Annotated in this window: 7 protein-coding genes; all 7 read right to left on the reverse strand. The window is 46.3% G+C overall.

Annotated elements, in window-relative coordinates; genetic code table 11:
* Positions 1-21: 21 nt before the first annotated feature.
* Positions 22-1,206: an MFS transporter gene (locus HP567_RS19325; RefSeq protein ID WP_173607862.1), complete on the reverse strand. Its 1,185-nt coding sequence runs from the start codon at positions 1,204-1,206 to the stop codon at positions 22-24.
* Between the two features lie 86 nt (positions 1,207-1,292).
* Complete coding sequence (locus HP567_RS19330; RefSeq protein WP_173607863.1) at positions 1,293-1,760, reverse strand: MarR family transcriptional regulator; 468 nt, start codon at positions 1,758-1,760, stop codon at positions 1,293-1,295.
* 129 nt (positions 1,761-1,889) lie between these two features.
* Positions 1,890-2,093: a hypothetical protein gene (locus HP567_RS19335; RefSeq protein WP_026043127.1), complete on the reverse strand. Its 204-nt coding sequence runs from the start codon at positions 2,091-2,093 to the stop codon at positions 1,890-1,892.
* Between the two features lie 176 nt (positions 2,094-2,269).
* A complete protein-coding gene (locus tag HP567_RS19340) occupies positions 2,270-5,311 on the reverse strand; it encodes an efflux RND transporter permease subunit (RefSeq protein ID WP_173607864.1) in 3,042 nt (1,013 codons plus the stop codon).
* A 3-nt stretch (positions 5,312-5,314) separates the two neighbouring features.
* Complete coding sequence (locus tag HP567_RS19345) at positions 5,315-6,520, reverse strand: efflux RND transporter periplasmic adaptor subunit (RefSeq protein WP_217366885.1); 1,206 nt, start codon at positions 6,518-6,520, stop codon at positions 5,315-5,317.
* A 90-nt stretch (positions 6,521-6,610) separates the two neighbouring features.
* Positions 6,611-7,888: an MFS transporter gene (locus HP567_RS19350; protein ID WP_173607866.1), complete on the reverse strand. Its 1,278-nt coding sequence runs from the start codon at positions 7,886-7,888 to the stop codon at positions 6,611-6,613.
* A 136-nt stretch (positions 7,889-8,024) separates the two neighbouring features.
* Positions 8,025-12,749 (reverse strand): non-ribosomal peptide synthetase, encoded by a 4,725-nt coding sequence (locus HP567_RS19355; RefSeq protein WP_173607867.1) that lies wholly within the window; start codon positions 12,747-12,749, stop codon positions 8,025-8,027.
* Positions 12,750-12,763: the final 14 nt, after the last annotated feature.

Raw genomic sequence — 12,763 nt, forward strand, 5'->3', positions numbered from 1 at the left:
CATGAAAAGTCTGTCCGAACATTAGAGCTCCCCTTGAATGTTCACAGCGGTTCTTTTCACCTTTTGTCGTGCGAATAAGGTCGCGAAAGCAATGAGGATACCGGCCATACCAAATTCAAACCAGACCCCTCCCCATTCTAACAGCATCGCACCTACAACCGGACCTGCAGCCATGCCCGTATAGCGGATGAAATTGTACACACCAATGGACGTTGCACGCTCTGCTTCAAATACTTCGGATAGCAAAATCGTGTGTGCAGGCATACCTACACCCAAGGTTAAGGCAAACAGCGTACTTGTTAGCACAAGCAGGAGAAAAGAAACATCAGCCGCAGTCATAAAAAGAAACATCGCCAAAGCATTTGCACCTGTCGTCACCAGTAATGTTTTCCGTGCTCCCCATCGATTTTGCAACACAGCAGACAGCTTGCTACTGATAATAAAGACAACTGACACGAGCAAGAAAACCAAACCGATTATTTCAACGGTGACTGCGTAGTGGTTCGTCAATTGGACTGGGAGAAACAGCAGAAAGCAATAATAGGCGTACATTTGGCTAAAACCGATTAAAATGACAGATGCTCCGACTGGGTGGAGCAAAATATTACGGAAGGACCCTCGTGTAAAACCGCCTGATGATGTAGCTTGAGCCTTTTTCGTTTCAGGTAACCATACAGCATTGATGCAGACAAGAAAGACTGCGCAGATCGCCAAAAACAAAAAGACCGCAGAATGTCCGCCGATGCCGCCAATCCAGCCTCCTAACAGTGGACCAAGGGCCGGACTAAGCGCAAGCAGCATCTGATAAGTACCCATCGCAGATGCACGTTGGACTCCTGTAAATATGTCTCCAATAATCGTTGCGGCTACGATCGGAATGGCAGCAAATCCCGCCCCTTGTAAAGCCCGGAAAAATAGTAGCCCATAAATCGAATCGACCAGATAGCATCCAATTGACGCGATCGTAAATAGGATCAGGGCAGGTATCATAACACGCTTTCGACCGAACCTATCAATAAATGGTCCGTAGATGATTTGCATAATCGCGAGCATGACGGTAAAGATTGAAACAGTCCAGTTAATCATGGTTGCACTCGTCTGAAATTCTTTTTGCATGGCTGGTAAAATAGGCATGAACAAATTTTGCGCGAACATACCTAGCATTAGCGTTATCCCAAGTAGGTACAGTACTTTTTTTGGATTCATGGTTGCTCTCCTCTTATCTCTCTAATATTGTGTCCTTGGAAACAATTTCACAAAAAAAAATAATGAACACCCGTAGTATGTTTCCCCTAATCTTCTGTTGCTTCTCTTATGACCTTTTCCAAAAATGCCAATTCAGTAGGCGTATACCTATCCAAGAATCGGTACATGTCATTTTCCAGGCGTTGATGATAGTGTTCATGAATCTCGTTTACCATCTCTCCTGCTGATGTCAGCCTGAAAAAAACTTCCTTCTGATTGTCTTCGAGCTGATACCGCTCGAGTAATCCTTTCTTCAAAAGTTTGACTGTTATTTTGGATATCGCACTCTTTGTTACCCCAATATGCTGTGCAATTGTCGTAACATTGACTCGATCTTTCCTCCCTACCTCTTGAAGGACGTGGAGCTCTGTTACGGATAACCTTCCAACTCTATCGTAATCAGGTACGCTGATTTTAATCTGGCGCAATAGCATTTCTTCACGTAGCTTGCTGCGCTCCTCCTGTTTGTGTAGAAAGGTGATCCATCGATTCCAAAGCTTCTTTTTAGGGTCCAATGCAGCATCAGCTCCTTATATGTTCTATCTTTGTTTCCATGGAAACAAAATAACCTTATCATGAGACTTCCTTTTACGCAAGAAAAAACCGCAGCCCTGCATTCGCAAGCTGCGTTCCGAGACCAATCTCTATCCATTTAGATTGCCCAATTCCTTATCTGCACTAAAATGAGCACGGGCTGCCTCAAACACTTCACTTTCCGATCCGGCCGAGATTTTGAAACTCGATACCACTTTTTTGCCACATCGTACTTGTACGTTGTACTGTGAATCCCCATCATATGTTGACTCGAAATGATAATCCTCACCATTGACCTGAATAGTTCGTTCCATGGTTACACCTCCCACCTTAGTGTGACCAAGCAACATGGCAATCATCCAATATTTTGTTGCAAAGAAATCGTTGTGTTTCACCCTTGGTCGACTCACCTGTCGTCAAGCTATTCGGCTCTATGAAATGGTTAGAGGGCACAACGCTGGTTCGCAAGCGCCGTGCCCCGTTTTCCTTTTTACATATCAGCAATGCGAGTTGCTTTTTTTCGCGCTACTCTCTTTTCGCGAATCCCCTCAAAGATCGAATAAAGAACAGGAACCAATACAAGCGTTACGAGCGTGTGAAAAATCAACCCCGCAATTACCCCGGTAGCAAGCGGCGCCTCTAGTTCCGCTCCTTCCGCAACAGCGAGTCCCATCGGCAGCATACCGAGTATCGCTGTCAGTTTGGTCATAATCACCGGACGAACACGATCCCGCGTGCCCTGTACAATTGCTTCTTCCAACCCCATCCCCCGTGAGCGGAGCAGATTGATTCTGTCAATTAACAGGATTGCATTGGATACAACGATTCCTACCAGCATGATGAGCCCAATCATCGCCATCTCACCAAACGTTCGCTGTGTGACCACGAATCCAAGAATAACTCCCACCAAGGCCATTGGCAACGACAGCATGATAATAAACGGCTGAGACAACCTCCCAAACTGTGCCACCATAATCACATAGATGAGGGAGACGACCGCTACCAGGACAATAATTCCTTGCGTAAAGGTGTTATTTTGTTCCTTCAAATCACCAGCGATCTCGATCTTGTACCCGGCAGGCAATTCCACTGTACCCAGCTTCTCATTTACTTGTCTGCCCGCCGTACCAATATCCGTGCCCAACAGTTCTGCGGATACCGTGATGATTTGTTCTCCTTTTTCATGTTTGATCGTAATCGGAGATTTGCTGAAATGAAAATCAACCAGCTCGTGTAACGGCACATGCGAACCTGTTTCTGTTCGTATCATGATCTGCTGGAGTTGGTCAGGATGTGTCACCCATGTCTCTGGAAATCTGGCAACAATCGAGGTTTCGATACTATTTTGACTGATTGTGGATAGGGGCTGCTCCCCAAGCAGCATGCTGATTTGGCTGTCCAACGAATCTGAGTCAACCTGCAATTGAGACATTGCCTCCTGATTGGGTATTAGCGTTACTTTTTCCTTCCCTCTTTCGAAATCATTCCGAATATTGACTACACCGGGTATGCTCGCCAGCATTTCTTCTACCTTTGCGGAAATCGACCGCGAGACCTCCAAATCTTCGCCGGCGACCTGCAACTCAATAGGAGCCGATTTACCCGAGAATCCAAATGTCATACTCGTTTGTTCCACGCCGTCAATGGCATTCAAGCGACCGTTTACTTCTTGCATAAATTCTTCTTTCTCTTGCGTTCGTTGCGACTTGGTCACTAATGTAATATTTAACTCCACTGTCTCTTTCTTTGCCGTAAAAAAGACTTGATTCACGTCAGACAGCTCTCTTAACGCTTTTTCCGCTTCAACCGCTGCGGTTTGTGCCTGTTCCAAGCTAGTGCCATCGGGCATCGTTAACGTGGCAAAAATCTGATTCTCATTGGCATTCAAGCCATTTCCTATTTTAATCAACGGGAAGAGACTCAAGGCCCCTACAAACATTGCAAGAGCCACCAGCAATGTGAGAACGCGATGACGAAGGGTTAACAACAGTAATCGCTGAAAGAGAGAAACAATCCCTTTTTTCCCTTTTTCGCTACGGGGCTGCAATTGTTTATCATGTTGGAGAAAACGCTCGGAAAAAATCGGAACAAACAGAAAAGCTGCAATCGTCGACGCAAGAATGGTAGAAGTAACGGTAAACGCAATGGTATGAAGAATAGGCTTCAGCCACTGTTCAAAATCCGCGACCACTAGCGGTAAAAACACAACGATCAAGGTTAATTGGGAAGCAAAAACAGGTGCTATCACCTCTTTTGAGCCCTGTACGATGGCCTGCTTCAGCTGCATTCCCTTTTCTCTCAAATGATAAATACTCTCCAGAACAACGATCGCCGCATCAACAATCAATCCAATTGACAAGCTCAGTGATATTAATACCACCATGTCAATGTTGTAACCGGCAGCTTTCAGCGCGATGAAAGTCATCAGGATGGAGAGAGGTAGCGTCGTGGCAATGACCATCGTCACACGCCAGTTTCGCAGGAATACCCAGAGTACGAGGATTGCCAATATGCCCCCGATGACAACATCTCGACTCAAATTGGTGATCGCTTTTTTAATAAAGGAGACGGATTCAAACATGACTCTCAGCTCGTAGTTTCCACCTGCCTCCTCATTGATTTGCCTCACAACTTCCTCGACTTTTTTCTGTGTGGTGATCAGGTCACTCCCCGGAGCACGCTTTACACTGATTTGTACAAAGAGGTTGCCTTCTGTCATGGAAATAGCGTCCTTCACGCTTCCGCGCAGGTCACTCACCGTTGCCAGTTGTTCGAGTGCAACCTTGCCCTTGGGTGTCTTGATCAAAATGTTTTTGAACCCTTCTACATTCTTTAAGCTGTTGTCAATCATCACAACGGTGTCGAATCCGGGATTTTCCAATATCCCCACAGCTTTTTTCCAATTGGTCCCCTGTAGCTGACCAACAACATCCGCTGCTGTCGTTCGATAGGCAGTAAGCCGTTCAGGACGAAATGTTATCGCAACCTTATTTTCAAAACCGTCCTCGGATACGACCACTTCCTTCACACCCGGGACGGATTCTATTCGATCCTTAATGGTCGTCTTCAGCAAGGTGAGCATGGTCTGTGTATCGGCACCAACCATTGCGTAGTCGATTAAGTCCTCATCACCTAAATTCGTTTGAGTGACGGTTACGGTATCCACTACTTTGGGAAATTCATTGCGCAGCCGATTCACAATATTTTGGGTCTCTTGCTTGACCTTTTCACCTTCCCCATCCTCTGCAAGGATCGAGATGCCAGAAAACCCCGTCCCTGTTTTCGATGAGAAATTTTTTATCCCAGCCACAGATTTCAATTCCTGCTCTATTTTTTCCGTGACCTTTTCCACCATCTCTTCAGGCGGCAGCGCTCCTCCTGAAATATTCACTTCAATCCAAGGCAAATTCGTTTTCGGTACGAGCTCCACGTGGAAGGAAAAGAGAGCACCGATTCCGGTAAGCACGATGAGGAATGTGCACAAATAGAGGATCACTTTTCGTTTCAGCAAAAAGAGAATGACCTTGTCCATCGGTTACTCCCCTTTCACCGTAACGACTTCTCCTTCGGCGTAGTACGTTATGCCGGAGATTAGGATTTGATTGCCCGTCTGTAAGCCCGATAGAATCTCGACGTTATTTCCAAAAATTCGCCCAACTTCCACGTCGCGTCTCTTGATGACTCCATTTTCGACAACCATGACGAAGCGCTGTGTTTCTTTAATGCCCACGCTTTGGACAGGAACGAGCATCCCGTTTACCTTGCGTGACATCTCTACAGTCGCGATCATTCCCTCGATCAACACGTTGTCTTTATTGGAGACAGCTATCTCTACCAAATACTTTCCCGTTTCTGCGTTAAGAACGGGCGAGATAAATGTTATGGTCCCTGTGCTTTTGGCCTTTCCCTCCACTGTCACTGGCACCTTGTCCCCTTGCTTGTAGTTTTCTATCACATCCAATGGGACATCGACCTTCAGCTTTACTTCCGAGCTATCAACCAAGTGAATGATACTTTCACCTGGCTGGGCAAGACTGCCTGCCTTTTGGGTCACATCGATGACCGTACCGCTAAACGGCGCGACGAGTTGCGTTTCTTGAAGGGTTTTCTTTGCGAGCTCTACTTGACTGGCTGCTTGTTTTAATTCGGCATCTGCACTGGCAATCTCGTTGACTTCCGCTCCTTTTAGCAACTTATCCAATGTAATTCGCGCTTCTTGTAGCGAAATCTCGATTTGCTCTTTTTCCGACTGGGCACTGTCCAGCTCACTCTGCGAAATAGCGCCGCCCTTAAACAGCTCCTGGGCTGTCTCCCATTTCCGCTGGGCATCCTTCAAACGCTTTTCCTGGCTGTCCACTGCCAAGCGTTGTTTGCTGATGAGATCCGCGCTTGCTCCTTGCAACGTTTTTGAACGCAACGCAGATGCACTTTGGACCTGGCTTTGTGCCGCTTCCAGCCCTTTTTGATAATAGTTCGTATTTAAGGAACTTAATACCTGGCCTTGTGTTACCTTTGCCCCTTTTGTTACGTTCATTCGTTCAATCGTACCAGAAGCCCCAAAGGCTAGGTGGCTCTCCTGTTTGTATTCAACGAAAGCAGTAAGAGGAGTCGGCAAGGAATCTGTCTGTTTTACGGTGTGCACCTGCACGATCTTTTGTTTGGTTTGCTCCGTTTCCTGTTTCGTTTCCACTCCACACCCCGTGATGAACATCAGTACAACGGTCAAAACGACATAGTGCATACTCTTCACGTAGAGTCCTCCAGTAGTTTTGTCATTGTCTTTTTGAAAGAAGCTGACATCCTATTCTCTCTCTCGTTATCGTGACTTTGCTCAAGCAGACTTGTCCGTAGCAACAACCTGCTCTTCTTTTTTCTTAAAGTATTGACTCACTTGCTTGTTCAGATGAGCGATCAAGGCGATCACGAAAATGAGAGCACCTGAGGCCAACAGGAGATACGGCCAATAAACGGCCTCCAGTAAAATACCGTACAACCAGATCCCAAATGGTACGGCCACACCGGTAAATGTGCCGACCACACCAAACATGCTGGCACGCAAATGCTCAGGCGTGTTCAATTGAACAAAGGTAAAGATCGGGATGTTCCCCATGGAGTTGAAGATGGCGGAGACCAATAAAATCCCGACAAACACGCCCGTAATGATCCACGAGGCGTTACTCGTTTCCGGAACAAAAATCGGAAAGATCCACGACATCAATAGAATCCCTTGCACTTGAATCAAAAGAAAGATTTTATTCTCAACGTATTTGCTTACCTTTTTCATAGAGACAATAGCCGCTCCGATAATGATCCCGATAAACCAGGAGGACTGAATAAAGGAGAATTGCTCCATCGATACCTTTTCGACTCGATAGGCAATATGCAGCAGCCCCACATACATGAGCGGAGGGAAAATAAAGTTGAGCACAAGGAAAATCAGGAACAAGTACTTGATAACAACCTGTTCTCGGATATATTGGAAGACTTCCTTGATTGTTTCTGTATAGCTTTGTGTTGTTTCCTGTACTACCTCGGCCTTGCGGAAACGGAGGAACATTTGCAAGATACCTGCTCCGATAAAAGAAAGACCATCAATCAGCAAAATCATTTCCATCCCCATTAAACGATAGGCAACCGCCCCTACCAAAGGACCCGCTACATTGAGAATGGCGCTGATCGCTTGGTAAATAGAGTTCATACTTCCTACTCTGTCCTCATCTACCAGCTCTGGAATGGATGCTTGCAAAGCGAGATACGTAACAGCCTGAATGGTGCTAATCACGAAGGCGTAACCTACAAACAGCCATAGATTCGTGGGAAACTGGAGGAAAAACAGTAAAAACAAGAGAACGAGCGCACCGCTTAGCAGCTCGGTGACAACCATGATCGTTTTCTTGTTGTGTCTATCAATATAGGCGCCTGCAAAAATATTAATCAGCACCCCCGGCAAGTACGAAAAGCCCAAAACAGTTGCAAATGCAGCGGAAGAACCCGTCATATCCGCAATGTACAGGGCAAGAGCAAATTTGTATACACCGCTACCTAATTCCGTAATGAAACGAGTAAAAGAAAAGAGAAAAATATTTAATCCGTATGATTGGTTGCCCATCTTAACCTCCCTGAATAGTAATCCCTCTAGGTGATGATTTATTTCGGCAAGATGATCCCGCTACACTTCACGGACAATACCCCCGGAATAGAGCGGAATCCATCTGCCGATTTCCAATACGATGCCTAGCGGACTCTTAGCGTATGACTAGAGGCATTCCTATCAATTTTTTCGCTTCTTCCTCTAAGAGCACTCGCAGCTTCCTTTCATCCTCTTGATATGGCAGAGCCATAAAAATAGTCATTTTGCCCATGGATGTATAGGAAGCCTCAAAGAGAATACGCTTCTTTCCCTTGATAAACAGGTGATCGTATTCACTTGGTTGACTCTTGTTCTGCTCACCCAAAAAGTTGCAAATAATAGGTGTCATCTGCAAGGATTGGATGAGTGATTGGTGGGAAAGAGGATAGTTTTCCGTTACGTCAGGATTTTGCACGAGATTGGTGAAATGGATGTTCCTCTCCTTTGCGAGATCCAACCGAACTTTCACATACGTTTCCAACTCATCGAGACTCCACGACGAATCAATATGAAGTGGAATATGATCGATGCACTCGCCAAGAACATCGAAGAAATGGTTCCCCATAAAGGATCTGCCAAAGTTCATAAGGAAGATGGGGGCCTTTTGGACTCCATAACTTCTTTCGCAAAATCTGGCTAAAAGAGCAATCGGAATTCGCGTATTTTCTGTCTCCTGCGGGTTATCCATATCCAGTTCGCAGGTAACAATCGTGTATCCGTCCAAAGCAGATGAAGATGGAAGCTGGCTTTCGATGGACAAAAGACTATTCTCAAATCCGAGGAGATCAAACTCCTCCATAAGCTGTTGATCTTCGATTCCGATTGGACCTTTCGTAATTTGCTGGACGAAATCCCAATACGTATTCCGATCATTTTCCGAGAGGTCTGTGCCATTCTCCAATGCTTCGTAATACAGGTTTATGTCGTTTTGCAGAACCTCGCTGCTAATCAAATCAAAAATGAGATGCGATGCCGGGAATATGAACGAGTACTCTTTCTCGCTCTCTTTCAGCAAGATCACTTTGTATGACAAGGAGCCGATCGAATCATGCTGCTGGTAAAAATATTCGCTCAGTAAAAGTTGGCGCACCGCTTCTTTTCTTTCTTCCGATTCGCCCGATACATCAACAACTGGAAGCTCAATTTCACTAGGGCAAGGATATTCTTTCCAATATGGCTCTGCTTCCTCAAAAGCTAGCGTGCATCGTAGTAAATGATGCCGCTTCAAAACGTCAAGGAAGGCTTTTTCCAGCGTCTTCGGATCGATCATCCGCTCAAAGCGAATTACTGTTCCAGAAATGTCCTTTTCCTGTACATGATAGCGCTGTGAAGGTGACAGTGGCTGCCTGATGAAAGCTTGCTGATTCACGATCGCCTCCGAATAATGAAGGAGCTTCTGATCGAGGTCGTTGAAGAGGCGCTCCTGCCATGGCATCGTTTCCTTCTCATCGAACGCAGCTTGTTGCAAATGATTCTTCTCTTTTTCCCATGCTTTTTGCGAGAGATCCAGAAATTGAATGGCGTGCGGCTGTATCGCAGGATCGCAAGACCTGCGCAATAAGGACAGGATTTCTTGATGTTTGTCCCGCGCATTTTCTTCCACGTACAGAACAGCTCGGTGCTTGCTGCCGAACGGCACCTCTACATAGTTGCTTCGTACTTGAAAATGGGCGTAGATCAAGGTTTCCAGCTCTTTTTTATCTTGCGCTTTTGTGGTACGAATCCGATTTACGGTATCTACATATCCTGCCAGCGCTCTGACTGTGTCGTATTGGAAGATCGTTTGAATCTTCACTTCGATGCCTTCCTTATGCAGTCGTGCTACCAGTTGGATCGCTTTGATAGAATGCCCGCCCAGATCATAAAAATGGTCATCCACACTGATTTCCTGGAGGTCCAGCACTTCTTTCCAGATTTCTGCCAGCCTAATCTCTTGCTCTGTAACAGGTGGATTCAGTTGCTTACTTGCCTCCCTGATCATGACAGGCTCAGGTAATGCTTTCCGATCTATTTTTCCATTCGGTGTGACAGGCATTCTCTCAAGGACGTGGATATACGTTGGTACCATATAGGCTGGAAGGGTGGCCAAAAGCTCCTGACGCAAATCTCTGTTCCAATCAGGCTGCTCCCAGACCAGATAAGCGATCAGGCAGGCATCTCCTCCCTGCTCTTTTTTGGCCAACACGACCGCTTCCTTCACTCCCGCCTGGGATAGGATCACGTTTTCAACCTCATCAAGCTCGATACGGAAACCGCGTATCTTGACCTGGTTGTCCATTCGCCCCAAATATTCCAGACTTCCATCCGCAAGCCATTTCACCATATCTCCCGTCTTGTAGAGCCTCGAACCGGCAATAAACGGATCTGCCACGAATTTGTCGTTTGTCAATTCCTCGCGATTGATGTAGCCATCAGCGACGCTAATACCCGCGATCGCTAACTCACCAGGAATTCCCTGGGGCTGCAAATGACCATGCGCATCCAGCACGTATACTTTTGTGTTGGCAATGGGCTTTCCGATTGGCACTTGCTGCGGCAGCTCCTCTTGCCCTTCATACGTCCAAGTCGTTGCACAAATGGTTGTTTCGGTTGGACCGTATGCATTGATGTAGCGGCAATGGGCGCTCCATTTATGGACGAGCTCCCAGTTTGCTGCGGAACCTGCGGTGATTAACGTTTGCAATTTCGGGAAATTTTCCGGTTCCAAATACGTCACAAAGGTAGGCGGAAGCGTTGCGACTGTTACTTCATGCCGCAGCAGATACTCACTGAAAGCCTGCGGATCGAGTACGACATCCTTTGAAACTACGACAAGTCTCGCCCCCGTCAATACCCCCATCGTAAACTCCCAAACAGAGGCATCAAAGGAGATGCTGGCAAACTGCAACACCCTGTCATTTTGGGTGATACCGAGATCGTTGATGAAAAACTGCTGGAGGTTGGCAATTCCGACGTGGTGCAGCCTTACTCCCTTTGGCTTCCCCGTTGACCCGGAGGTATAAATCACGTAGGCCAGGTCACTGGAACGATGAAGGGACTCTACATCAGATGTAACGCCGTTGTATACGCTCCTACCATCAAGATTGATCACCATTGCTGCAGAGAGAATACGCTCTGCATACGCTACTGTCGGATCATGGACCAAAACAATGCTGGCCCCGCTATCTTCCATCATATAGCTGATCCGTTCACTCGGATGGTCAGTGCTAATAGGGAGAAAAGCACCGCCTGCTTTCAAAACGGCCAAGATGGCGAGGCTGTAAGCAGTAGAGCGCTCCACCATCACACCAACAATGCTGCCAGGTTTTACCCCTTTCTCACGCAGAACGTGGGCCAGCGCATCGGATTTGTCATCTAATTCCTGATACGTGTAGCTGCCTTCCTGATCGACCACGGCAATGTGATGCGGCCCCTTTTTGACCTGTTCCTTAAATAGCTGGTCAATGGTTCGCGTTTGGTCAACCAGCATCTCCGTGTCATTCCATTGTTCCAGAATGAGAGCCTGCTCCTCGTCCGTAACCATTTGCATGTTTGCAATTGGCTGGTCGGGATTGCGGATGACACTCTGAACCAACTGATTCAGATGCGCTTGCACTTTTTGCAGATAGGAATCGCTGTAGGCAAGTGCATTATAGATAAAGTGAATTTCTAGTTCCTTACCGGGAATAATGCACAAGTTGAAGTCGTAGCTGGTTTGCTCATATCCTTGGACATCCGTGATTCCGAATAAACCGCCTTTTCCATCTTCGTCGAATGCCTCTTCCGTCAATGGATAGTTTTCAAAGACCATAAGATGCTGAATCAGGTTTTGCTTTAATGCGGTTTCGGACTGAATATCCGCCAGAGACAAGTATTGGTAGCTACTTGTGGCTGTGAAGAATTGTTGCACCTGTCCGAGTAACTCCGAAAATGTCTGTTTGCCTTCACTGCGAATCCGCATTGGGATCGTATTGACAAACAACCCAACCATTTCTTCCACACCAACGAGTTCAGAAGGACGTCCCGAAACAACTGATCCAAAGACAACATCATTGGCATAATTGTATCGTTGCAGCAACAATCCCCAGAGGGAATGAAAGACGATGCTCAGTGTCACATCATTTGCTCTCGCTATTTGCTCCAAACGGGCAGTCGTTTCCCGATCAATGCGGAACACGATCGATTCTCGTTGGTACCCCTTACCGGTTGAAATATATTCAACCGGTAAAGGAGATTGTTGATCAAATCCATCCAGGCTATCGCGCCAGAACGAGAGTCCTTCTTGTTTATTTTGCTTGCCAAGCCAAGTGATATAGCTACTGAAGGAATAAGGTGGAGCCAGCTCAGCCTTCTTATTTTGAAGATAAGAGCGATAGATATGGAAAAAGTCTTTTGCGACAATCCCCAAGCACCAGCCATCCATAATAATATGGTGGAAGCTCCACACCATCTTGTATTTTGTTTCACTCAATTTCATAACGGTCATCCGAAACAACAGATCTTTCTCCAGATCAAATCTCTTGCGCCGATCCCTTACAAGAAATTGCTCTACGAATGCTTCTTGTTCATCCAGATTCAGGTCAGAGATGTCCTCGATCTGAATAGCTGCTTCTCTTTGCTTCAACACGATTTGCAGCGGCTTTTTACTTTCTTTATAGTGAAAGACTGTTCGCAGGATATCGAATCTTTCGACGAGGTCGCGAAAGCTCTGATCAAGGAGATCAAGCCGCAACGACTCCTCCATCGTAATCACCGTTTGTTCGAAGTGAACCTCTGATTCAGGATGAAGGATAAAGTGATACAGCATGCCTTCTTGCATAGGTGTCAAGCGGTATATATTTTTTATCTGAACACCATTCAAACCTCATCACCATC

This window comes from Brevibacillus sp. M2.1A, assembly GCF_013284355.2.
GTDB lineage: Bacteria > Bacillota > Bacilli > Brevibacillales > Brevibacillaceae > Brevibacillus.